Source organism: Sphingopyxis sp. (assembly GCF_035686825.1).
GTDB lineage: Bacteria > Pseudomonadota > Alphaproteobacteria > Sphingomonadales > Sphingomonadaceae > Sphingopyxis.
On sequence record NZ_DASRYZ010000007.1, the window covers coordinates 291,493 to 314,130 of the forward strand.

27 protein-coding genes and 1 pseudogene are annotated in these 22,638 nt (G+C 65.3%); 11 read left to right on the forward strand and 17 right to left on the reverse strand.

The features are described 5' to 3' along the window. Window positions 1-59: 59 nt before the first annotated feature. The 7 genes from VFG17_RS19235 to VFG17_RS19265 form a co-directional block, all read right to left on the reverse strand. Window positions 60-650: an SOS response-associated peptidase family protein gene (locus tag VFG17_RS19235; protein ID WP_325030982.1), complete on the reverse strand. Its 591-nt coding sequence runs from the start codon at window positions 648-650 to the stop codon at window positions 60-62. 10 nt (window positions 651-660) lie between these two features. Further along, window positions 661-1,071, reverse strand: coding sequence for an alternative ribosome rescue aminoacyl-tRNA hydrolase ArfB (gene arfB / locus VFG17_RS19240; protein ID WP_325030983.1), 411 nt, complete (start codon window positions 1,069-1,071; stop codon window positions 661-663). 250 nt (window positions 1,072-1,321) lie between these two features. Continuing rightward, complete coding sequence (locus VFG17_RS19245; protein WP_325030984.1) at window positions 1,322-2,005, reverse strand: RNA pseudouridine synthase; 684 nt, start codon at window positions 2,003-2,005, stop codon at window positions 1,322-1,324. 24 nt (window positions 2,006-2,029) lie between these two features. Next, a complete protein-coding gene (locus tag VFG17_RS19250) occupies window positions 2,030-2,830 on the reverse strand; it encodes a class III extradiol ring-cleavage dioxygenase (protein ID WP_325030985.1) in 801 nt (266 codons plus the stop codon). A 4-nt stretch (window positions 2,831-2,834) separates the two neighbouring features. Then, window positions 2,835-3,437: an NAD(P)H:quinone oxidoreductase gene (wrbA, locus tag VFG17_RS19255; protein ID WP_325030986.1), complete on the reverse strand. Its 603-nt coding sequence runs from the start codon at window positions 3,435-3,437 to the stop codon at window positions 2,835-2,837. Between the two features lie 75 nt (window positions 3,438-3,512). Next, window positions 3,513-4,109 (reverse strand): FMN-dependent NADH-azoreductase, encoded by a 597-nt coding sequence (locus tag VFG17_RS19260; RefSeq protein ID WP_325030987.1) that lies wholly within the window; start codon window positions 4,107-4,109, stop codon window positions 3,513-3,515. A gap of 73 nt (window positions 4,110-4,182) precedes the next feature. Further along, window positions 4,183-4,878 (reverse strand): pirin family protein, encoded by a 696-nt coding sequence (locus VFG17_RS19265; protein ID WP_325030988.1) that lies wholly within the window; start codon window positions 4,876-4,878, stop codon window positions 4,183-4,185. Between the two features lie 135 nt (window positions 4,879-5,013). On the opposite strand from VFG17_RS19265, the gene VFG17_RS19270 reads away from it, so the two are divergent. The 3 genes from VFG17_RS19270 (at window position 5,014) to VFG17_RS19280 (ending at window position 7,779) form a co-directional block, all read left to right on the forward strand. Continuing rightward, window positions 5,014-5,949, forward strand: a complete 936-nt coding sequence (locus VFG17_RS19270; protein ID WP_325030989.1) for a LysR family transcriptional regulator — start codon at window positions 5,014-5,016, stop codon at window positions 5,947-5,949. 190 nt (window positions 5,950-6,139) lie between these two features. Beyond that, complete coding sequence (ctrA, locus tag VFG17_RS19275; protein ID WP_058804653.1) at window positions 6,140-6,847, forward strand: response regulator transcription factor CtrA; 708 nt, start codon at window positions 6,140-6,142, stop codon at window positions 6,845-6,847. A 155-nt stretch (window positions 6,848-7,002) separates the two neighbouring features. Next, a complete protein-coding gene (locus VFG17_RS19280; RefSeq protein ID WP_325030990.1) occupies window positions 7,003-7,779 on the forward strand; it encodes a CPBP family intramembrane glutamic endopeptidase in 777 nt (258 codons plus the stop codon). Between the two features lie 48 nt (window positions 7,780-7,827). On the opposite strand, the gene VFG17_RS19285 is transcribed toward VFG17_RS19280, so the two are convergent. Beyond that, window positions 7,828-8,322 carry a hypothetical protein gene (locus VFG17_RS19285; RefSeq protein ID WP_325030991.1) on the reverse strand — a complete coding sequence of 165 codons (495 nt, stop codon included), beginning with the start codon at window positions 8,320-8,322 and terminating at the stop codon, window positions 7,828-7,830. 53 nt (window positions 8,323-8,375) lie between these two features. Then, window positions 8,376-9,203: an alpha/beta hydrolase gene (locus VFG17_RS19290; protein ID WP_325030992.1), complete on the reverse strand. Its 828-nt coding sequence runs from the start codon at window positions 9,201-9,203 to the stop codon at window positions 8,376-8,378. 129 nt (window positions 9,204-9,332) lie between these two features. On the opposite strand from VFG17_RS19290, the gene VFG17_RS19295 reads away from it, so the two are divergent. From VFG17_RS19295 to VFG17_RS19320, 6 genes and pseudogenes are all read left to right on the forward strand, one after another. Beyond that, entirely contained in the window at window positions 9,333-10,346 is a 1,014-nt protein-coding gene (locus tag VFG17_RS19295; RefSeq protein WP_325030993.1) for a GlxA family transcriptional regulator, read from the forward strand. 90 nt (window positions 10,347-10,436) lie between these two features. After that, window positions 10,437-10,796: pseudogene (locus VFG17_RS19300) on the forward strand (YciI family protein); the annotation flags it as partial. Window positions 10,797-10,922: 126 nt separating this feature from the next. Further along, window positions 10,923-12,209: an RNA polymerase sigma factor gene (locus VFG17_RS19305; RefSeq protein WP_325030994.1), complete on the forward strand. Its 1,287-nt coding sequence runs from the start codon at window positions 10,923-10,925 to the stop codon at window positions 12,207-12,209. Between the two features lie 5 nt (window positions 12,210-12,214). Beyond that, entirely contained in the window at window positions 12,215-12,877 is a 663-nt protein-coding gene (locus VFG17_RS19310) for a DUF6445 family protein (protein WP_325030995.1), read from the forward strand. A 151-nt stretch (window positions 12,878-13,028) separates the two neighbouring features. Then, the gene (locus tag VFG17_RS19315; protein ID WP_325030996.1) at window positions 13,029-14,135 is read left to right on the forward strand and encodes a choice-of-anchor A family protein; all 1,107 of its coding nucleotides are present in this window, start codon (window positions 13,029-13,031) and stop codon (window positions 14,133-14,135) included. A 241-nt stretch (window positions 14,136-14,376) separates the two neighbouring features. Further along, a complete protein-coding gene (locus VFG17_RS19320; RefSeq protein ID WP_325030997.1) occupies window positions 14,377-14,670 on the forward strand; it encodes a hypothetical protein in 294 nt (97 codons plus the stop codon). Window positions 14,671-14,684: 14 nt separating this feature from the next. Here VFG17_RS19320 and VFG17_RS19325 read toward each other — a convergent pair whose 3' ends face one another. From VFG17_RS19325 to VFG17_RS19345, 5 genes are all read right to left on the reverse strand, one after another. Continuing rightward, window positions 14,685-15,206 carry a GNAT family N-acetyltransferase gene (locus VFG17_RS19325; RefSeq protein ID WP_325030998.1) on the reverse strand — a complete coding sequence of 174 codons (522 nt, stop codon included), beginning with the start codon at window positions 15,204-15,206 and terminating at the stop codon, window positions 14,685-14,687. 32 nt (window positions 15,207-15,238) lie between these two features. Continuing rightward, a complete protein-coding gene (locus VFG17_RS19330; protein ID WP_325030999.1) occupies window positions 15,239-15,436 on the reverse strand; it encodes a hypothetical protein in 198 nt (65 codons plus the stop codon). A 27-nt stretch (window positions 15,437-15,463) separates the two neighbouring features. Continuing rightward, window positions 15,464-15,616 carry a hypothetical protein gene (locus VFG17_RS19335; RefSeq protein ID WP_325031000.1) on the reverse strand — a complete coding sequence of 51 codons (153 nt, stop codon included), beginning with the start codon at window positions 15,614-15,616 and terminating at the stop codon, window positions 15,464-15,466. A 140-nt stretch (window positions 15,617-15,756) separates the two neighbouring features. Next, window positions 15,757-15,963 carry a cold-shock protein gene (locus VFG17_RS19340; RefSeq protein ID WP_325031001.1) on the reverse strand — a complete coding sequence of 69 codons (207 nt, stop codon included), beginning with the start codon at window positions 15,961-15,963 and terminating at the stop codon, window positions 15,757-15,759. A gap of 254 nt (window positions 15,964-16,217) precedes the next feature. After that, the gene (locus VFG17_RS19345; protein WP_325031002.1) at window positions 16,218-17,150 is read right to left on the reverse strand and encodes a hypothetical protein; all 933 of its coding nucleotides are present in this window, start codon (window positions 17,148-17,150) and stop codon (window positions 16,218-16,220) included. A 702-nt stretch (window positions 17,151-17,852) separates the two neighbouring features. On the opposite strand from VFG17_RS19345, the gene VFG17_RS19350 reads away from it, so the two are divergent. Both VFG17_RS19350 and VFG17_RS19355 read left to right on the forward strand, forming a co-directional pair. Beyond that, window positions 17,853-19,064, forward strand: a complete 1,212-nt coding sequence (locus tag VFG17_RS19350; protein WP_325031003.1) for a reverse transcriptase domain-containing protein — start codon at window positions 17,853-17,855, stop codon at window positions 19,062-19,064. 13 nt (window positions 19,065-19,077) lie between these two features. Then, window positions 19,078-19,590 carry a hypothetical protein gene (locus VFG17_RS19355; protein WP_325031004.1) on the forward strand — a complete coding sequence of 171 codons (513 nt, stop codon included), beginning with the start codon at window positions 19,078-19,080 and terminating at the stop codon, window positions 19,588-19,590. Between the two features lie 29 nt (window positions 19,591-19,619). Here VFG17_RS19355 and leuA read toward each other — a convergent pair whose 3' ends face one another. The 3 genes from leuA to VFG17_RS19370 form a co-directional block, all read right to left on the reverse strand. Further along, window positions 19,620-21,284, reverse strand: coding sequence for a 2-isopropylmalate synthase (gene leuA / locus VFG17_RS19360; RefSeq protein WP_325031005.1), 1,665 nt, complete (start codon window positions 21,282-21,284; stop codon window positions 19,620-19,622). Between the two features lie 324 nt (window positions 21,285-21,608). Next, window positions 21,609-22,100, reverse strand: a complete 492-nt coding sequence (locus tag VFG17_RS19365; protein ID WP_325031006.1) for a rhodanese-like domain-containing protein — start codon at window positions 22,098-22,100, stop codon at window positions 21,609-21,611. Between the two features lie 128 nt (window positions 22,101-22,228). Continuing rightward, on the reverse strand, window positions 22,229-22,594 hold the full coding sequence (locus tag VFG17_RS19370) for a hypothetical protein (RefSeq protein WP_325031007.1): 366 nt from the start codon (window positions 22,592-22,594) through the stop codon (window positions 22,229-22,231). Window positions 22,595-22,638 lie beyond the last annotated feature (44 nt).

The following is a 22,638-nucleotide window of genomic DNA, read 5'->3' on the forward strand; positions in this document are numbered from 1 at the left end:
CGCGGCAAATTTAGGGCATCGCTGGTTACCGCAAAGTAAAGCGATATGGTGAAGCGCAGCTATACCGGGGGAACGTCGCCGACCGCCATCAACTGGCTCGGAAAGGGCGCGGCGAGCGCCACCGCGGCGCGCCATTCGCCGCTCAGCCAGGTCGCTTGATCTTCGGGGTGCAGGATCACCGGCATGGCCTTGGGCTGATGATGCGCGACCAGCCGGTTCGCCTCGGTGGTCAGCATCGCGAAGCACGGCCAGTCCTCGCCCTGCCGCACCACTCCGGCAAAGGCGAAGATCGGCTGCGAGGGCACGGAAAACCAGTGCTGTCGCCGCGCGCCGCCCGCTCCCGACCAATAGGCAAAGGCGGTCGCGGGGATCAGACAGCGCAGTTCGGCATGGCGCAAGGTGCCGATCCAGAACGGGCTGGTCAGGTTGCGGACGTGCGTGACGGGCTCGGTGCCTTGCGGCGGCGGGGGGACGCCCCACAGCTTCGGGCGCAGCCAGCGCCGCGACCCGCCGCGCCCGTCGCTGACGATTACCGGCGCGGGGCAGGCGGGTGCGACATAGTCGCCGGTCCACGGGTCATCCCCCGCCTCGGCGCCGAAAGCGGCGGCGATCGCGCTTGCGGGCGCGTCGAGGCGGTAGAGGCTGGTCATCGGCCCGGCGTCAGTCGGTTCCGCGCACCCGCCCGCGCCCGGCCTTGATGCTGCTTCGCGCCTTCTTGCTGTCGACGCGCCTCGCCTTGGCGGCCTTGCTCGGCTTTGTCTTGATGCGGCGTTCGGGACGCACGAGCGCGGCGTCGATCAGCTCGTTCAGCCGCGCGCGCGCATCGGCGCGGTTCGCTTCCTGGGTGCGGAAACTGCGCGCGAGGATGACGAGTTCGCCCGCCGACGTCATCTTGCTCCCGGCGAGCGTCTTGAGCCGGCGATAGGCGTCGGGCGCGAGGCCGAGCGCGAAAACGTCGACGCGCAGCTGGCACGCGGTCGCGACCTTGTTGACATTCTGGCCGCCCGGGCCCGACCCCGCGAGAAACTTCTCGGTTATCGCGCTTTCGGGGATTTGAGGGTTCGAACTCATTACCAGCGGGCCCGAGGCGTCAAAATGGCGAAGATATCGGACGAAAATGCCCGCCGGGGAACAGTGGTTCTGTTTCCAAGGGCATTTTCGTCCGATATCTTCGCCATTTTGACGTCCCTTCGGGATTTGATCGATTTTGCTCGGGGCTGCGTCGGCAAGCCTTGGAATATCGACATATACCTACGCCTTGCCTTCTTGCCCCGAACAAAATCGCTTCAAACCTCGGGTCCGCTGGTAATGAGTTCGAACCCTAACCACGCGTCGGCTCCGCTCCCTCCGGCGCCGCGAAGCCCAGCGCAGCAAAGGCGTCGGGAAAGGGCGCCTCGGCAATTATCGACGGCTTGACGTCACGTTTTACGACCAGCCGTTCGGCGTGGAGCAGGGTGCGCGTCTTCGTGCCGCCGCGCCCATAGACGGGGTCGCCGACGAGCGGGAAGCCGAGCCCTTCGAGCGCGTGGACGCGCAGCTGGTGGGTGCGGCCGGTTTCGGGGCGAAAGCGGAGCAGCGCGCGGCCATCGACCACCGCGAGTTTCTCCCAATGCGAAACCGACGGCTTGCCTTTCGGGTCGCCGACCATGCGCCAGCCGGTCTCGGCGGTCGAGGTCTTGGCGAGCGGCAGGTCGATCGTGCCGCTGTCCCCCTCGGGCACGCCGTCGACGATCGCGAGATATTGCTTGTCGACCTCGCGGTTTTCGAAGGCGCGGGTGAAGCGGCCGTGCGCCTTGGGATTGCGCGCGAGCAGCAGGCAGCCCGACGTGTCGCGGTCGAGCCGGTGGACGGCGAGCGGCCAGCGCTTGAAGCCGAACCGCAAGGAATCGAGATGGTTTTCGAGGCTGAGGCTGCCGTCGCGCGGCGCGTCGACGGGAAGCCCCGCGGGCTTGTCGATGACGAGGGCCTCGCCGTCGAGGAAAAGGACACGATCTGAAAGGAGCATGGCGCGCTATAGGCGGGCCGGCGTTCAGTCGAAAGCGTAAACGTCCATCGCGAGCAGCCCATAAGTGACGCTGTGGTGCAGCCGTTCGGCCTTGATCGGTGTCCCGCCCGCGCCCATCGCAACGAACAGCGGCAATATATGGTCGGTGGTCGGGTGATTATCGGCGCCGTGCGGGGCGCGTTCGATGCTGTGGAGGACGCCATCGACCGCGCCCGCCGCCATGCGTTCGGCGATCCAGTCGGTGAAATCGGTGACCCACGCTGGCGCCGGAGCATCGATCGGCAGGCGCGCCGAGAACAGCGCGCGGAGGTTGTGCGTGATGCTGCCCGATCCGACGACAAGCACATCCTCGTCGCGCAGCGGCGCGAGTGCCTGGCCGAGCGCATAATGCCAATCGGGCGAGGCGTTCGAGGCGATCGAGAGCTGGACGACCGGAATGTCGGCCAGCGGGTAGATCAGCGACAGCGGCACCCATGCGCCATGGTCGAGCCCGCGCTCGTGGTCGGCGGTAACGGCGAGGCCATGGCCGGCAAGCAACTCGACGACACGGCTCGCCAGCGCCGGATCGCCCGGCGCGGGGTAGCGCATCGCGAACAGTTCGTCGGGGAAGCCGCCGAAGTCGTGGATCGTCGGCGGCGCGGGCGACGCGGTCACCGTCGCACGGCCGCCCTGATACGCCGCATCATGGTGCGCCGAGACGACGAGGATCGCGCGCGGGCGCGGCAATTGACTGCCCAGCCCCGCGAGAAAATCCCGCGCCGGGCTTGGCTCGAGCGCCATCATCGGCGAGCCGTGCGAAAGGAAAAGGCTCGGCAGACGGCGCATCGGGTCAGGCAATCAGCTTCGCCGCGGTCTTCGCGACACGCTCGCCGAGATAGCGGGCGCCGCCAAGGTCGGCTTCGCTCGGCTGGCGCGATCCGTCGCCATCGGCAATCGTCGTCGCGCCATAGGGGGCGCCGCCCTTGACCTCGCCGACGCCCATCTGGCCGGCATAGCCATAATCGAGCCCGACGATCGTCATGCCGAAGTGGAGCAGGTTGGTGAGGACCGAGAAGAGCGTCGTTTCCTGCCCGCCGTGCTGCGATGCGGTCGAGGTGAAGGCGGCGCCGACCTTGCCGTTCAGTTTGCCCTGCGCCCACACGCCGCCGGCGGTGTCCCAGAAACTCGCCATCTGGCTCGCCATCCGCCCGAAGCGCGTCGGGGTGCCGACGACGATCGCGTCGTAATTGACGAGTTCATTGGGGTCGCCGAGCAGCGGATGCGCGGTGTCGGTCTTGAAGCCCGCGGCCTTCACCACCGCTTCGGGCGCGGTTTCGGCGACGCGGCGGATGTCGACTTCGGCGCCTGCCGCACGCGCACCCTCGGCGACGGCGTCGGCCATCTGCTCGATATGCCCATAGCTCGAATAATAAAGCACCAGAACCTTAGCCATCGTTACGTCCTTTCGTTGGAGAAATCGGGTGGGGTGGGCCGCCGCCGGGGGAGGGAGGGCGGCGGCCCGGGGGTGTCAGGCGGCCTGTTTCAGCCCGTCGATCGCGGTCGCCGCGCGGGCGATCGCCTCGCCGTCGGTCTGGTGGCCGTCGGCGGCGATGACATGCACGTCGGTGATGCCGATGAAGCCGAGGATATGCCGCAAATAACCGCTCGCGAAATCGACCTGGCTGCCGAGCGGCACGCCGCCGGAGGCGAAGACGATATAGGCGCGCTTGCCCTTCAGCAGCCCTTCGGGACCGGCCTCGGTGTAGCGGAAGGTGCGGCGCGCGCGCGTCACCTGGTCGATCCAAGCCTTCAGCGTCGCGGGGATCGCGAAATTATAAATGGGCGCGGTGATGACGATCGTGTCGGCCGCCTCGATCTCGGCGATCAGTTCTTCGGACCCGGCGAGCAGCGCCTTCTGCTCGTCGCTGCGCTCGGCTTCGTCGGTGAAGTTGGCGCCGACCCAATGTTCGGTGAGGAAGGCGGGCGGGGTGAGGCCGAGGTCGCGGCGCGTGACGGTCGCGCCATAATGCTGCTCGACGAGGCGGGCTTCGAGCTGGTCGGCGAGGCGGCGGGTGGTCGAGCCCGACTGGCGGGCGCTGGCGTCGATGCGAAGAATATGGCTCATGGGAAAGCTGCCTTTCGAAAAGAGAGGGGGTGGGCCGCCGCCAGGGAGGGGGAGGGGCGGCGGCCCGGGGGCGTCAGAGGCTGTCGACGAGCACCAGTTCGGCGTCGTCGAGCGCCTCGACGGTGATCGTGCCGACATCGCGGAGCGCGATGCCGTCGCGTGGGTCGGCCTCCTCGCCGTTGACGCGGATGCGGCCCTTGGCGGCGACCAGATAGGCATGGCGCCCGGCTTCGAGATCGTAGGAGACCTGCTCGCCGGCGTTCACCGTCGCCGCGGCGACGCGGGCGTTGGCGCGGATCGGAAGCGCGTCATCGCCCTCGATGCCGCTCGCCAGCGTCACGAACTGCCCCGACCGGTCGGCCTTGGGGAACTGGCGCGCGCCCCAGCCGGGGTTGCCGCCTTCGCGATCGGGAATGATCCAGATCTGGAACAGCGTCGTTTCCTCATCCTCGAGGTTGAACTCGCTGTGCGTCACGCCCGTCCCGGCGCTCATCACCTGGACGTCGCCCGCGGCGGTGCGGCCGGCGTTACCCATGCTGTCGCGGTGGCTGATCGCGCCGGTGCGAACATAGGTGATGATTTCCATGTCGCGGTGCGGGTGCGGGGGGAAACCCGACTGCGCCGCGATGGCATCGTCGTTCCAGACGCGCAGCGCGCCCCAGCCCATCCGCTTCGGATCATGGTAGTTCGCGAAGGAGAAATGGTGACGGGCGTCGAGCCAGCCATGGTCGGCGTGGCCCAGCGTGTCGAATTTGCGAATATCGATCATTGGCCTTGTCCTTTGCTTGCCGCCCCCTTGGGCCTGAGCGCCCGGCGGCTCATCTGTTGAGGACAAGATAGGCGCTTGGATCGTTTCGAAAATAGCGTAGATGGAAAACCATCGTTTCCAATTGAGGGGTATTCCATGGCGCTTCCCGACTATGAAGGCTGGGCCTGTTTCGTCGCCGTCGCCGATGGCGGCAGCTTCACCGCCGCCGCCGCCGCGCTCGGTCTGTCAAAGGCGAGCGTGTCGAAGGCGGTGACGCGGCTTGAGGCGTCGCTCGGCATCACCCTGCTGCACCGGAGCTCGCGCGTCGTCGCGGTGTCGACCGCGGGGGCGGGCCTGCTCGACGAGGCGCGCGCGATGGTCGCGGCGGCGACCGCAGCGACCGAGGCGGCGCGCGGCGACCGGCTCGACCTCGCGGGGCCGATCCGCCTCGCGGCACCGATGAGCTTCGGGATCAAGGTGCTCGGCCCGCCGCTCGCGGCCTTCCTCGACCGGCATCCCGCGGTCGAGATCGAGGTGCTCTTGAGCGACGCGCGCAACGACCCGGTCGCCGAGGGGATCGACCTGACCTTGCGCATCGCGCCGCTCGCCGATTCAAGCCTGCTCGCGCGGACGATCGCGCCTGTCGCGGCGTCGGTGATCGCGAGCTCCGCCTATCTGGAAAAGCATGGGGTGCCGAAACATCCGCTCGACCTCGCGGGCCACCGGCTGATCGGCTACGGCCACCGCCAGCGCGCGATGCCGCTCCATTTCCACCGCAGGGGCGAGGAAGCGACGGTGCTCCCGACCGGACCCTTGTTCGCGAACAACGGCGACATCGCGGTGCCGCTGGTGGTCGCCGGGGTCGGGATCGCGCTCCTGCCCGACTTCATCGCCGCCGACGCGCTGGCGTCGGGCGCGGTGGTGCCGATCCTCACCGACTGGTCGCCGCCGCAGTCACATCTGCACCTGTTATCGCCGCCGTCGCGGCTGCGCCCGGCGCGCGTGCGGGCGCTTTCGGACCATCTCGTCGAAACGCTGAAAATCTCCTGCACCGGCGCGCACGACCAATATCTGGCGCTGCATAAAGGATGATGGGCGCGCGGCCGACTGTGACAAATAGGCCGCGACTCGTGGATTTACGCGGGTTAAATCAAAATTAACCTTTTCCCTTCATTAGTTTCGTGGTTAATGTTCCGGCAGTCCTGCAGGGGGTTTGGTCGGTGACATCCTTGATGGTCATGCGATCGGTTCGCGGGATCATCGTGGGAAAAAGGGGTGCCCAATGCGCGTACTGCTGATCGAGGACGAGCCGACGACCGCGAAAGCGATCGATACGATGCTCACGACCGAAGGCTTCAACGTCTATACCACCGACCTGGGGGAAGAAGGCCTGGATCTGGGTAAGCTCTATGATTACGACATCATTCTGCTCGACCTGAACCTGCCCGACATGCACGGGTATGACGTGCTGAAGAAGCTGCGCACCGCGAAGGTGCAGACGCCGGTGCTGATTCTGTCGGGTATTTCCGAAATGGATTCGAAGGTGCGCTCGTTCGGCTTCGGTGCCGACGATTATGTCACCAAGCCGTTCCACCGCGACGAGCTGGTCGCGCGCATCCATGCGGTCGTCCGCCGCTCGAAGGGCCACAGCCAGAGCGTCATCAAGACGGGCAAGCTCGCGGTCAATCTCGACACCAAGACGGTCGAGGTCGATACGACGCGCGTGCATCTGACCGGCAAGGAATATCAGATGCTCGAGCTGCTCTCGCTCCGCAAGGGCACGACGCTGACCAAGGAAATGTTCCTCAACCACCTTTATGGCGGGATGGACGAGCCCGAACTGAAGATCATCGACGTCTTCATCTGCAAGCTCAGGAAGAAGCTGGCGCTCGCATGCGGCGGCGAAAATTACATCGAGACGGTCTGGGGCCGCGGTTACGTCCTTCGCGACATCGACGACGAAGGCAATGAGGTGCGCCGCGTCGCCTGACGCACAGTGCTTCAACCATTTACCGAGGGAAACCGGCGCGGAGCGATCCGCGCCGGTTTTCTTTTGGGCGCGGGTGGCCGGTTTCGGCCGATAGCCACCCTCGCGCATCACATTCGTTCAAGAAATTGGGCATGCCTCGCGATTAGGCCGGTCGCATGACAAGCCTCTCTCCCGCTTCGCCGCGCCCGTTTGTGGCGCTTTCCGGTTTTCGCTTCCGCCTGTGGCCGATCCTGCTCGCCGCGGTGCTGATGCAGGCCATCCTCGAGCTGGGCCGTATTCCGGCACGCGAAATCTATCGTGCGGGGGCGCCGCTCTGGGATGGCTATATCTCGGTCTTCCTGCTCCTGGCGATCGCGTTTCAGGCGCTGCTCGGGCTGGCCGCGATCCTCGCGATGCGCCGATTGCTGCCCGCCGCCGACCCGCATCTGCGCTGGCCACCGGGCGCGAGCTATGTCGGGATCGCCTTTCTGATCGGCGTCGGCATGGGGCTGGTGATGCTGGTTGCCGATTATTGGCCCGCGCTCGCCGCGCAGACCGCACCGGACATGAGCTATTCGAAGGCGCCGCTCGATTCGGCGGGCTATCTGCTCGGGATGATCACGACGGGGCTGGCCGAAGAGACGATCTTTCGCGGGCTGCTCGTCGGGATGCTCGTCGTGCTGGTGCCGGGGCGGCTGCGGATCGGGGCGCTCGACCTGCCCGTCGCCGCCTATCTCGTCGCGCTGATGTTCGGGCTCGCGCACTGGAAGTCTTTCACCGTCGACCCCTTTTATCAGGCGATGGCGCAGCAGATTTACGCCTTTGCGTGGGGGCTGATCTATGTCTGGCTGATGGAGCGGTCGCGGAGCCTGCTCGCGCCGATCGTGGCGCACGGGATGGGAAATTTCACCGAGGTTGCGATCGTGATCGCGCTCAACGCGCTGTGGGCGTGACGCGCCAAGGGCGGCCGCGAGGCCGCCCTTGCGTCGTTCCGGCGATGATCAGGCGGCGATCGGGCGCCGGCTGGCCTTGACCGCGACATATCCGAACAGGATCGCGGCGAGGAGGAGCGCGCCCTGCGCCGCGGCGAACGGGGGTTCGGTGCCGTTCGGGGCAAGGGCGTTGAGCGCGGGGACCTTCAGGAAGGACTGCACCACCAGCACGAAGAGGTTGAGGTAGAGCGCGGCGGTCGCGCTGGCCGCATAGACGGTGGCGGCGCGGCCGGCGAGCTTGCGGCCGTAAAAAGCAGCGAAGGCGAAGATGAGGATCAGCGTCGAGAGGATGCCCGTGCCGAGCGCCGGGGTGAAGGCGACGATCGGGAAGAGAAAGCCGGTGAGGCTGGTGAGCAGGGTCGCCCAGAGGAAGATGTGGGTCGTGCGGCGGAGGAGGCGCCCGCGCGCGAAGGCGGGAAGGGCGATGAGGCCCGCACCGATGCCGATCAGGCTGATCGCGACATGGAGTGCGGTGAACTGCGGGATGGTGAGGCCGAGGATCATGGTCGTTACTCCTTGTTTGGAGCGGACGGCGAGCGGGTCGCCGCCCCGTTCGGTCAGCTGTTGATGAAATCGAGGAGGTCGGCGTTGAAGCGGTCCTGATGGGTGACGGTCAGGCCGTGGTCGGCGCCTTCGTAGATTTTCAGCACCGCATGCTTGACGATCTTGACCGTCGAGCGGGCCGAAGCGTCGATCGGCACGATCTGGTCGTCGTCGCCGTGGAGGACGAGTGTCGGCTTGTCGAACCGCTTCAAATCTTCGGTGAAGTCGCTTTCCGAAAAGGCGCGGATGCTGTCGAGCAGGCCTTTGAGGCCGCCGTTCATGCCCTGCCGCACGAATTCGTCGCGCACCGCCTCGCTGACCGCCGCGCCGTCGCGGTTGTAGCCGTAGAAGGGCAAGGTGAGGTCCTTGAAGAATTGCGGGCGGTTGTCGAAGGTGCCCTTGCGGATGCCGTCGAAGACGTCGATCGGCAGGCCGCCGGGGTTGGCTTCGGTCTTGAGCATCAGCGGGGGGACCGCGCCGATCAGCGCGACCTTGGCGACGCGTGCGGTGCCGTGGCGGCCGATATAGCGGGTGACCTCGCCGCCGCCGGTCGAGTGGCCGACGAGGATGACGTCTTTCAGACCCAGCTGTTCGATCAGTTCGGCGAGATCGTCGGCATATTGGTCCATATTATTATTGTCCCAGACCTGGTCCGAACGGCCGTGGCTGCGCCGGTCGTGGGCGATGGTGCGAAAACCCTGGTTCGCGAAAAACACCATCTGCGCGTCCCATGCGTCGGCGCTGAGCGGCCAGCCGTGCGAGAAGATGATCGGCTGTCCATCCTTCGGACCCCAGTCCTTGAAGAAGATGTTGGTGCCGTCCTTGGTGGTGATGGCGGTCATGTCATGGTTCCTTTCGCTTCGAGAAGGGCGGGGTGTCCGTCCCGGTGAAACAACAGATACGGCGATGTGTGCTTGATCGGGATTGGCGGACGCGACATTATCCGGTCCGATTCCGACAAAGGAGCCGCGATGCCCAGACTGACGGTGCCCGACGAAGCCAATGTGCCGCTCGTCGAGGTCGGAATGATGCTTTATCCCGACTGCCAGATCGGCATGGTCCACGGCATCACCGACCTCTTCGACGTCGCCGGGCGGTTCGCGATCGACCATGGCCGCCGCCCGATCCGCGCCAGCCACTGGCGCTTGCAGGAGGGCGGGGGCTTCGCGCGCTGTTTCGACAGCCATCCGGACGAGCCGGCGGGTAATTCGCCCGCGGTGCTGATTGCGCCGGGGAGCCTGCACAAGCTGCTCGAGGCCGAGGAAGTCGCGCCTTATGCGCGCTGGCTGGTCGACCGGCACGCGCAGGGAGCGGTGCTCGCTTCGAATTGCGGCGGCGCCTTCGCTCTCGCGGCGACGGGGTTGCTCGCGGGGCGGCCGGCGACGACGCACTGGTTTTTCGCCGAGGAGTTCAGGGCGCGCTTTCCCGAGGTGCGACTGGAGGCCGACCGGATGGTCGTCGACGATGGCGACATCGTCACCGCGGGCGGGCTGATGGCGTGGACCGACCTGGGGCTGCGCATCGTCGAGCGGCTGCTCGGCCCGACGGTGATGATGGAAACCGCGCGCTTCTTCCTGATCGACCCGGCGGGGCGCGAGCAGAAAAACTATGCGAGTTTCGCGCCGCGGCTGACGCACGGTGACGAAGCGGTCCTGAAGGTGCAGCACTGGTTGCAGGCGAAAGGCGCCGGACCGGTCGCGGTCGCCGAGATGGCGCGCGAGGCGGGGATGGAGGAACGCACCTTTCAGCGCCGTTTCAAGGCGGCGACGGGGATGACGCCGGTCGAATATGTCCAGCATCTGCGCGTCGGCAAGGCGCGCGAACTGCTCGAGTTCACCAAGCGCACGGTCGACCAGATCGCGTGGAGCGTCGGATATGAGGATGCGGCGGCGTTCCGCAAATTGTTCCACCGTCTGATCGGCTTGTCGCCGGGCGAATATCGCCAGCGTTTCTCGACGCCGCAGTCGCTCGCCGAGGTCGCCTGAAAATTTTTTCTTGCCCCGCGTCGATTTGACGGCGGCTCGTTCGTCGTCTGGATACGAGCCGCTGTTGGCCCGATCAAAAGGAGATGGAAAATGCGTGTGATGGTTTTCGTGAAAGCGACCGAAGACAGCGAAAAGGGCCTGCCGCCGACCGAGGACATGACCGAAATGTTCGAGGCGATGGGCAAATTCAACGAGGAACTGGTCAATGCCGGCGTGATGGTCGACGGTGACGGACTGAAGCCTTCATCGGCGGGCAAGCGCATCGCATTCGACGGCCCCAACCGCGCCGTGATCGATGGCCCCTTCGCCGAAACGCGCGAGCTCGTCGCAGGCTATTGGATCTGGGAAGTCAAGGATATGGACGAAGCGGTCGCGTGGGCGAAACGCTGTCCCAACCCGATGCCGGGGCCGAGCGAGCTCGAAATCCGACCCTTCTATGAAATGGAAGATTTCGGCGACGCGCTGACCCCCGAACTGGCCGAGCGCGAGCAACAGCTGCGCGACAGGCTCAGCGGCCAATAATCGATGCCGGTCGCCATGCTTGCCTCCCCGGCTCCCTTGCCCGAGAAGGCACGCATGGCGACGGACGAAACTCGCGGCCAGATCCGCGATCAGGCCCATCGGGCGATAGAGGCGATATTCCGGATCGAGCGCGCGCGGCTGATCGCCGCGCTCGCCCGGATGACGCGCGACGTCGACCGCGCGGAGGAACTGGCGCAGGAAGCGCTGCTGATTGCGCTCACCGAATGGCCGAAGAGCGGTGTGCCCGACCGACCGGGCGCCTGGCTGACCGCCGCGGCGAAGCGGCGCCTGATCGACGGCGTCCGGCACGACGCGATGCGCTCGCGCAAACAGGCCGAAATCGGCCGCGAACTCGATGAGGAACAGGATATGCGCGTGGAAGCCGCCGAAGCGGCGTTCGACGATCCGCTGGGCGATGAGTTGCTCGGGCTGATCTTCGCCGCCTGCCACCCCGTGATTTCGCCCGAGGCGCGCGCCGCGCTGACGCTGCGGCTCGTCGGCGGGCTGACCGTCGAGGAGATCGCGCGCGCTTTCCTGTCGAACGAGGCGACGATCGCGGCGCGGATCACGCGCGCTAAGAAGGCGATCGCCAAGGCGGGCGCCCAGTTCGAGGTGCCACGCGGGGCCGAGCTGGCGGCGCGGCTCGGTTCGGTGCTCGAAGTCGTCTATCTGATCTTCAACGAAGGCTATGCCGCGACCGCGGGGCCGTCGCTCGTCCGCCCGCCGCTCTGCGCCGAGGCGCAGCGGCTGGCGCGCATCCTCGCCGGGCTGATGCCCGAGCAGCCCGAGGTGCTGGGATTGCTCGCGCTGGTCGAGATCCAGGCATCGCGGCTGACGGCGCGCGCCGGGCCCGACGGGGGCTTCGTGCCGCTGACCGAGCAGAACCGCGCGCGCTGGGACCAGCTGCTGATCCGGCGCGGGCTGAATGCGCTGAACCGCGCGGAGGCGCTGGGCGGTGCCGGAGGACCCTATGCGCTGCAGGCGGCGCTTGCGGCGTGCCATGCGCGGGCGCGCACGGCGGAGGCGACCGACTGGCGGCGGATCGCCGCGCTCTACGACCGGCTCGGGCAGGTGATGCCGTCGCCCGTGGTCGAACTCAACCGCGCGGTCGCGCACAGCATGGCGTTCGGCCCCGAGGCGGGATTGCGGCTCGTCGACGAAATCGCCGATGGCGCAATGCTGCGAAACTATGCGCCGCTCCCCGCCGCGCGCGGCGATTTCCTGCTCCGCGCCGGCCGCCGCGACGAGGCGCGGACGGCCTTCGAGGCGGCCGCGGCGCTGACCGGCAATGAGCGCGAGCGCGACTTCCTGCTCGAACGCGCGGCGGCGTGTAGCGAATGACGGACATGCGTATCGAGACCATCGGCGCCGAGGGGCAGCCGCTCGTCGTGATCGACGATTTCGCGCCCGATCCCGCTGGCCTGCGCGCTTTCGCCGCGGCCGCTGATTTTTCCCCGGCGCTCAACCATTATCCGGGGGTGCGGGCGGCGCTGCCCGAGGCCTATCTGGCGACGCAGCTCCCGCTTATCGCCGAGGCGGCCGCCGCCGCCTTCGAACGGCGGGGGGCGCCGCGTGTCGTCGATGCGAGCTTTTCGATCGTGTCGATCCCGCCCGGCGCGCTGACGATCCCGCAGCGCCTGCCGCATGTCGATGCCTTCACCGAGGACCGCATCGCGCTCGTCCATTATCTCTCGCCCGAAGGCGGCGACGGGACCGCCTTTTTTCGCCATCGTGCGACGGGATTCGAGACGGTCAATGCGGCGCGGCGCGATCTCTTCTTCCGCCATCTCGATACCGAGATGCGCCACGGCGGGGTCCCGCCGCCCGGGTATATGCTGGGCGATACGCCGTTGTTCGAACGCATCCGGACCGAGCCGGCGCGTTACAATCGCGCGCTGCTCTATCGCAGCTGGAACCTGCACAGCGGCGCGATTTCGGCGGCCAACCCGCTATCGGCCGATCCGGCCCAAGGGCGGTTGACGGTGACCGCCTTCCTGTCGATCGATTGACGGACGCCCGCCGCAGATTTCCAACGGTCCTTCGCCGAAAATCCGCTGATGTTCCGGAACGGGACAACGGTCCGCCGCACTTCGGTGTAAGGCGTGCGACGAACGGCCTATGGGCGCCGGCGCTTTCCTCTTCGAATATTAGGACAAACTCGTGGCCTTTCCGATCCGCACCCTGGTTTCCGCCGCGCTTGTCGCGGCCGCGCTGGCGAGCCCGGCGCTCGCGCAGAGCAAGTCGATCACCGGCATCGACGCGCTGCGCGAATGGAATCTCGTCGTGCTCGGCAATCTCGAATCCTCGTCCGAGGTCGAGGGACGTACCTTCGTCGGCGGCAATCTGACGGGCAATTCGTCGAATTACGGCATCCGCGCCACAACCTCGCCGAACGGCCAGCCGGGGCTGACCGTCGTCGGCAACGTCACGGGCAGCCACAAGAATCTGAACAACGGGTCGGGCGCGGTCGTCGGGGGCAATGTGACGAGCGGCTTCAACCTCAACGGTCCGAACCAGACGGTGAAGGTCGGCGGGACGATCAACAACACCAACATCAACCAGAACAGCGTCCTGTCGAACCTCGACCGGAGCAACCCGGCCTTCGGCCTGGGTTTGCAGCAGCAGAAGGCCGACCTCAAGAGCAGCCTCGGCAGCCTGTCGTTCGACATGGGCACGCTGGCGGCGAACAGCCAGATGACGGCGCAGGGCAATCGGGGCATTTTCAACGCGCAGCCGAACGCGCAGGGGCTCGCCGTGTTCAACATCACCGCCGCCGACCTCGACAAGATTGGCGAGATCCAGTTCAATCTGGGCGGGGCCGACACCGCGGTCGTCAACGTCAGCGGCCGGTCGGTCAATCTCAACGACAATTTCCTTGGCGGCACCAACAATCTTGGCGAACGGGTGATCTGGAACTTTCCCGATGCCGAGGAACTGAAGCTGACCACCGCCTGGGGCGGGTCGGTGCTCGCGCCGCTCGCCGATGCCGAGACGCGCAATTACATTCAGGGGTCGGGGGTGTTCGGCAACCTCAGGCAGAATGGCGAGATGCACGTCGGCATCTTCAAGGGGGGCTATGCGACGCCGCCGTCGGGCGGCACATCGACCGGCGGCGACAGCTCGACCGGGGGCGGAACGTCTGGCGGCGGCGGATCGACCGGCGGCGCGGTGCCGGTGCCCGAGCCGGGGATGTTCGGCCTGTTCGGGCTGGGGGTCGCGGGGCTCATCCTGTGGCGCCGCCGCCGCGCCAGCCGGGATGATGGATAACCGTCAAGTCGTTTGTCGATTCGAACGCGCCGCTCGTCGAAGGAGTAGACGGGCGACCGCGCGGCATATGGCAATGAAATAATATATCTTTTTCCGGAAGGTCGCGGCTCGCGCGACGATCCGATCGCGCCCGTGCGCCCAAAGGAGATGCGTCGCCGACCCAATTTCGCCCCGGCGGCGGTCATGGCCGAACAGGCCGATGCGACCGCCCCCTTCGTTTCCCCCACCGAAGGCTCTCCCCATGAAATTCCCCCACGCCATCAGCGGCCAAAAGGACAGCGACTGCGACTGTCTGCCGCGCCCCGAAACCTCCGCCAACGTGCGCACCCTGACGCCTTTCCTCCTGCGTTATCGCGATGCCTGGTTCGGGATGGAGAAGCGCGTGGCGTTCGAGGCCGAGGATGTCGCGGCGGCGCTGGTGATGATGGAGCGCGAGCCGATCGGCGAATGGGCCGAACTGTCGAGCGGCGATAAGGTGATTTGCCGCCGCGGGCACGAGCCGGGCGGGGCGGCCGATTATTGGGTGGTCGATTAGGGTCCCGACCCGCTTCAATCGAGCGCCTTTCCCATGCGGACCAGCGGCACGGCGACGCCGCCCGGACCGGGCGCCGCGACTTGTTCGATGGGGGTGTAGCCGCAGGCGCGGTAGAGCGGCTCGCCCGACAGCGTCGCCATCATTTCGGCGCGGCGGAAGCCCCCGGCGCGCGCCGCATCCTCGCAGAGTGCCATGACGAGACGTCCGACGCCGCGGCGGGCGAAGTCGGGATGGGTGTACATGGCGCGGATGCGCGCGGGGTCGAGCGGGGCGGGATCGCGCAGATCCTTGCTGTGGTCGCCGCCATAGAGCGTCGCGCGGTGCGACCAGCCGCCGCAGCCGGCGATCCGGCCCTCTTCCTCGACGATGAAATAGGTGCTGTCGGCGATGAGCTGGGTATCGAGGCCCATCACCGCATGGCTCGCCGCGATCTGTTCGGGGCTGAGAAAGTCCTTCTGCAGCTCGGCGATGGCGAGCGCCATCACGGCGCGCAGCGCTTCGAGGTCGGCGGGGGTGGCGATACGGTGCGTGAACATGACCCGGCCATGACGCGCCGCCGGCGTCCGCGTCAACCGGCGTGCGCTGCCGCGATCGCGGCTTCCTTTTCGGCGCGGAGCTTTTCGGTGTGGAGCAGCTTGTCGGCCATCGCCTGCCACGCCGCGGCGGCGCGCAAATTGCGGTCGCGGACCTGCGTCAGCGCCGAGGCCTCGGCCTCCGCGGTGCATTTTTCGGCCTGTGCGACATAGAATTCGATCGTGGCCGACATGGCTGCTCCTTTAAGGGTTCGGGTCGATCAATCGACCATTTCGGCGATCAGGCGCCGGAGCTCGCGGCGCGACAGCGTCGGGCGGCGGCGGCGCGGCGGGGTCGCCGTCATCGCCTTGCCGGCCAGCGACAGCGCGGGCAGAGCGGGGAAAATAGCATTGTTGTTATGGAATGGTGTCATCATCTTTATCTTTGATTTAAAACGAAAATTGCTTGGGTTGGAGATGGAAAGGGAGCGCCCCGGAAGGCGCGGCGGTATCGCCGGCGGCGGGCGGATGCGCGAGGTGCGACACCCGGCCCGCCGCGCGGGATCGGTGCGGATCAGGCCTGCTGGAGGTTGATCGCCGAAACCTTGCCGTTGCGGCCGGTTTCGAGTTCGTAGGAGACGCGCTGCTCCTTCTGGAGCGTGTCCATGCCCGCGGCCTGGACCGCGGTGATGTGGACGAAGCTGTCGCCCGAGCCGTCTTCATTCTCGATGAAGCCGTAACCCTTGTCGCTGTTGAAGAATTTTACGGTGCCGATGGGCATGGGGTGTTTCCTTTCACGAGAAACGGGAATCCACCGGCAAAAGCACCGGCGGAGCTGGTAGCATGTGAAGGGAAGATAGTGCCCCGAAGGGCCGTAAATTTCCGTCGCAGGCGACGATAGCTTCGCGAATATGGCGGTTTTGCTGTAAAAGTCAAGGTTTGGGGGATTGGGGAGCGTCTCAACCTCCGTCATTCCCGCGTACGCGCTACGCGTCGCCTTCGGCTCCGCGGGGATGACGAGGTGGGGTAGGCGCATCAGCCGCTCGCACTTTTGCGCGCCTTCCCGCCTTCGGGCGCCGGGTCGTTCGCGGGGGCGGGCAGGTGGAAGAAGGCGCGGCGGGCGGCTTCGCCGGCGATGCGCAAGGGGGCGTTCTCGGTGTCGCGCAGTATTTCATAGAGCTCGAGCTCGTCGTCATCGAGCGCGCGGGCATAGGCGGGGTCGCCGAACTGGCCCTCTTCATGGCCGTAAAAACCCTCGGGCGGCGGGAAGTCGGTGCGCCAGTCGCCGGCGCGGTCGTCGAACCAGACGGTCATCGCCGCGGCCGCCTCCTCGGGCGTTTCGACGCTGTCGTATTCGTCGCCCAAATCGTCGGAAATCTGCGCAACTTCATTCGCGATTTCGCTGTCCTGCCACAGCGCGGCGAGCGGGTTGGCGTTGTTGTCGCGGCCGGCGAGCCAGAGGGCGAGGGCGGCATTATGTCCCTCGGCGTCGCTGTTCTCCGCATCCAGGTCGAAGAGCGCGAGGAAGCCCGGCCAGTCGCCGGCGACGATCTGCGCGAGCATCTCCTCGCCGGCTTTCGCGGGGGTTTCGACCATCTTGTCGAGCCGCGCGAGCATCGCGAGGCCGAGGCGCGATTCGATGCGGCGGCGCTTGTAAAGGCTGCGGTCCTCTTCGCGGTAGACGGTGGTCATCTCGTCATGCCCCCAGATCGCGCGGTCGAGCAGCTCGTCGGCGAGCCGCCCGCGCGCGATCAGCACCGCCGCCGCCCAGCCGAGCCGGAACGCCGCGCCCTGCGGCTTGTGCTTGAGATCGTAGGTGGCGCGCGGCGACATGCCGACCGACGCGCTGGCGATCTTCACCGACCCGGTGGTCGCCAAGCTCTCCAGAAACGCGCGCTGGAGTTTGGGTGTCCAGTGATAGCTGCCGGGGGCGGGGATGTCGGCGGGATTGGGCGTGGCGTCGTCCATCGATTCGTCCTTTCGGTTGTGTGAAACCGACAGAATGAACCATATGGGTGAAATGTAGGAAAGGGATTTTCTCTATGGAAGAATGTCCAGTCCGGATTGTTGTTCCCCTTGCGTTCCGGCTTACAGCGCGCTATGCGAGTAGCGCTGACTTGCTCCCTTATTCTCACTTGGCCCGGATCGGGTGCGGGTACGAGAGTCGGGGACCATCGTGTGGCGATTAGCCTCGCGGTGCAGGTCGATGCGTCAGCGGCTATTGCCGTGGGCGCTTCGTCTGGAGGACGCCCGCACGCCCCGGCTACGACGTGCGAGACTGGTGTTCCGTCGTTGGCGGCCTGTCGTCCAGTCTCCGAACTTAAGTGTCGCCCGGGGCGGGGAGCCGCGCAAGAGCTTGACGCGCCCAAAAAGCTGTTATGCTGGAGGGGGGAGTTATTATGCGTGGACGCGGAGTTGCATCGATGTCGGTCGCGGCGATGAGTCGCTGGTCGGCAGTCGCTTTGGGCCTGGCCCTTATTCTCACTTGGCCCGGATCGGGTGCGGGTACGAGAGTCGGGGACCATCGTGTGGCGATTAGCCTCGCGGTGCAGGTCGATGCGTCAGCGGCTATTGCCGTGGGCGCTTGGTTAGCCGGGGGGAACTTTGACGGCAGGCCCCACAGCTAGATCGACGAAGGTGCCAGCATCTCTATGCAGGCGTGTGCGCTCGATGAAGGTGCTGGTTTCAGCATGGCATGAAATCCGCCGCAATGCGGAAACTTCCCAAACAGAACAAACGAAGCAAGCGGCTTTAAGGTTTGGCGAAAACTTGCCTCGAAAGCTCCGCCAGCTTCAGGACCGGCTTCGAGATGGTTATGAGTTCTCGCCAGCTTTCGGCGCTACTCCGCCAAAGGGAAAAGGGAAGACTGGGAAGCGGCCCATAGTAGTTGCACCGCTTGAAGATCGCATTGTGCAGCGCGCAATATTGGACGTACTGCAAGACGCTAAGGAGGTTCCGGACGTCCAAGCTGTTTTGGCGACCAAAACTTCAATCGGAGGTATTCGAGGAAGGGGCGTCGATCACGCGATCCAGATATTTGCGGAGCGGGTGGAGGCTGGCGACAAATATGCAGCAGGTTCGGATATCTCGGGTTTTTTCCAGAAAATTCGACCTCGCGATGTTGTGACGTTCCTAATTAAAGCTGGTGTGGAACGGGACTTTGTCGAGCTAGTAAAAGATGCGCTGACGGTTGAGCTTATTAATGAAAGTCAGCTTAGTTCGGAAGACCGAGCTTTATTTCCAACAGGAGAAGATGGCGTCGCGCAAGGATGCCCGTTGTCCGCGCTTGCGGGGAACATCGTTTTGCACGAGTTCGATGAGCGAATGAACGATCGGGGCATTACGTGCATTCGCTATATAGACGATTTCATTATTGTTGGAAAAAGCCGTCGTTCTGTTGAGGCGGCGATGAAGGCCGCAAAGGTCCTTCTCGCAAAACTCAATATGGACATCTATGACCCGGTGACCTCGCCTAAAAAAGCTTTTTCCGGGCCGATCGATACTGGCCATGAATTTCTTGGATATCAACTGATACCCGGCCGGTACCCGCCTTCGAAAGCGTCAGCGGAGAAGTTTCTGGCCGGGATTGGCGGCCTGATTAATGAAGGGAAGCGCTCGATAAAAAAAGCGGTTGCTGATCGGAAGCTGAATAGTCGGGATCGCTGCTATGTGCAGACATTGGCCTCTGTGGATAATGCAATCGGTGGATGGCGCGGCTCATTCAAATCTAGCGTGAACTCTGACGATTTTGTTCAATTGGACGATCTGATTGATAGAAGATTACATGATTTCCGGAAATTCTATTTGCAGCACTTGGCAAATCAGCCCTCCCGCCGTCAACGCCGAGCTTTGGGCGTCAGACTCCTAAGCGAACCTAGGTAATTCGAAGGTTGTCATGACCACATCTGACTGGGCCTTGATAATCAGCATCTTTTCGTTGCTGATCGCGTTGGCAGGGTTCGTTTGGAATGTCTGGTCGAAGTTCATTTATCCTAAACCGAAGATGAAGGTCAGCTTTATGCTGATGAAGCTTGACGGCAGTAGTCCACCTCTTCGTTTATTCGTCCTTAAATTCACTAATTTCGGTCCGGGCGAAGTTGTCATCGATTGCGCCGTTGCGCGTCCGAAAAGGTCGCTTTTTCAATGGCGCGTGGCTCTCGGAATGCTCAACCCGATCGACAAGCTATGGCAACCAGAAAAGGCGACCGGCCCATTTGCGGGAGGGCTGCCTAAAAAACTTGCAGCTGGAGAGGAGCACTCGCTGTACTTTACCCACACAGCTGAAATGTGGCTCAAGGAAGACCTAGAAGCGGTTGGTGTGCATGATAGCTTCTTGCGTTCGCATTGGGCTTCGAAAGCTGATTTTCGCCGAGCTCGAGAACAGTTCCGGCGAAATTTTCCCGCTTAGCTTAGTCGAGAGTCGCACTTATCGGGTAGCTAAGCCCCATTCGCCGCGCTCAAAATCGCCCGCACGCTCGCTGTCGCGACGTCGGTGTCGAGCCCGCACCCGAACAGGCTTTTCCCGTCCGCGGTGCGGCATTCGACATAAGCCGCGGCCTGCACATTGCTGCCTTGGCCGATCGCGTGCTCGCTGTAATCGACGATGTCCATCACGGGGCCGCCGCTTTCGCTCAATGCGGCGATGACGCTCGACATCAGGCCGTTGCCGCGACCGCTGACGCTGCGCGGGGTGCCGTCGATGGTGAGCTTGCCGGCGAAGATGCGGTCGGTGCCGCTGTGGGTCTCCGACCAGTCGACGAGCTGGAAGCGCTTGGCTTCGGTCGCGAGATACTGGCCCTCGAACGCGTGCCAGATATCCTCGGCGCCGAGTTCGCGGCTGGTTTCGTCGGCGAGCGCCTGGACGATATGGCTGAAGCTCGCCTGCATTTTCTTGGGCAGTTTCAGGCCCTTGTCCTGTTCGAGCACCCAGGCGACGCCGCCCTTGCCCGACTGGCTGTTGACGCGGATCACCGCTTCGTAGCTGCGGCCGAGGTCGGCGGGGTCGATGGGGAGATAGGGGACTTCCCAGCGTTCGTCATTCTGGCGCTCGCGCGCGGCGAAGCCTTTCTTGATCGCATCCTGATGGCTGCCCGAAAAGGCGGTGTAGACGAGCTCGCCGCCATAGGGGTGGCGCGGGTGGACGGGCAGATTGTTGCAATATTCGACCGTCGCGATGACCTCGTCGATGTTCGAGAAGTCGAGTTCGGGGTCGACGCCCTGCGTGTACATGTTGAGCGCGACGGTGACGAGGCAGGTGTTGCCGGTGCGCTCGCCATTGCCGAACAGGCAGCCCTCGACGCGGTCGGCGCCCGCGAGCAGGCCGAGCTCGGCCGCCGCGACGCCGGTGCCGCGGTCGTTGTGGGTGTGCAAGCTGATGATCGCGGCGTCGCGGTTCGGCAAATTCTTGCAGAAATATTCGATCTGGTCGGCGTAGATGTTCGCCGTCGAGGCCTCGACCGTCGCGGGGAGGTTGAGGATGATCGGCTTGTCCGCGGTCGGCTGCAGGATCTCCATCACCGCCTCGCAGCAGGCGATGCTGAAATCGAGCTCGGCGGTCGAGAAGGTTTCGGGGCTGTATTCGAAGCGCCAGTCGGTGCCGGGCAGGCGCGCGGCATTGTCGCGGAGCTGCTTCGCGCCCTCGATCGCGATGCCCTTGATCTCGTCCATCTCCATGCCGAAGACGATCTTGCGCCACGCGGGGCTGACCGCGTTATAGACGTGGACGATCGCGGCCCGAGCGCCTTCGAGGCTGTCGAAGCTGGTGCGGATAAGGTCGGCGCGGCTCTGCGTCAGCACCTGCGGCGTGACGTCGTCGGGGATGCGGCCGGTGCGGACGAGGTTCTGGATATAGTCGAAGTCGGTCGCGCCGCTGGCGGGGAAGCCGACCTCGATCTCCTTGAAGCCCGCCTTGACGAGCAGGTCGAAGAAGCGCGTCTTCTTCTCGGCATCCATCGGGTCGATCAGCGACTGGTTGCCGTCGCGGAGGTCGGTCGAGAGCCAGATCGGCGCCTTGGTGGTGACGCGGGTGGGCCATTCGCGGTTCGTCAAGGGAACCTGCGGGAAGGCGCTATACTTGACCGAAGGGTCGCGGAGCATGGTCATGGGGTTGGAACTTCTTCTGCTGTCGGTTGCGGTGCTTTGTCGATCGGACCCTTGAGCGGGTGGCCGCGACTAGCGCGCAGCCAGTGTCACGCCCAAGGGCGTGTAAGTCGCAGAAGAAGAAGGGCGTTGCCGCGCATGGGCGCCCTAGTGATGCAAAATGTCGCGCTTGGCAAGGGGGGAGTGCGAAAATTGCGTCGCTGCTCTCTCCCTCCGTCATTGCGAGCGCAGCGAAGCAATCTCCAGCCGCCGGCCTTGTGCGAGGTCGATGGCTGGAGATTGCTTCGTCGCCTTCGGCTCCTCGCAATGACGAGGTGGGTTAGGGGCTCAGCCTGTCACCCACTCAACCTTCGCATCGTTGAAATCGACGACGTCGGCGAGTTCGTGGACGTTGGGATAGCCATAGCCGACGAGGTTGATGAAGGTCTGGATGTTGAGCGCGAGCGGCGCGGATTTGAGCGGCACGGGGCTTTTGTGGTTCGAGAAATTATTGTTGCAATAGATGAGGATGGGGCGGTTCGGGTCGGCGCCGATCACCGCGGCGAGGCTCTCCGCGGTGAAGTCGGTGAGGGGGAGGTTTACCGCGCCCTTGATGTGGCCGCGCGCGAAGGCGTCCTTCGAGCGCGCGTCGAGGAGCAGGGTGCCGGGTTTGGCGGCCGCGGCCTTGAAGGCGTCGAAGGCGATCAGGCGCTGGGCGCGTTCGGGGGCGACGCTGGCGGTGAGCGCCTGGAAACCGGGATAGTCGATCTGCGGATTGGCTTGTGCCAGCGCCGGGGTGGCGACGAGGATGGGGGCGAGAGCGAGAAGCAGCGTGCGCATGGTGATCCTCCCTTGAATGCGGGGAAGCTAAGCCGCGCTTGCTGGCTCTGCGATGAACCGAAAATGTCGCCGGGCCGCGAAGAGACCCGCGGCCCGGCGTAGTGCAGGGGATGGTTGCGGAGCGGGCCTCAGGCGGCTTCGCTCTCGTCGTCCTCGTCCCAGGGTTCGTAGACCTCGTCCTCGATCAGATTGTCGACCGCGTGGACGCGCACGCCGACGACCCAGTCCTCGAGCGGGCCTTCCCAGCCGGCCTCGACTTCGCTGAGCGCCTCGGCGGCGTCGCCTGAAGAAAGGGTGGGCGGGCGGTCGCCGACGAGGTCGAAATCCTGCACGCCGTCGTCGGGCGGGGTGATATAGACATGCGGGTCGAGCCGGACGTTGGTCCAGCCCGCGGTGGCGGCGAGGCCCTCGACCTCGACGATCAGCAGCGGATTTTCCTCGTCGCCGTCGATCCCGGCGTTCACTTCGACGATTTCGCGTACCAGTTCGCTCATCACACGGCTCCTTGTGCGAAAAGGGGCGGGACCATGCCGGTCCC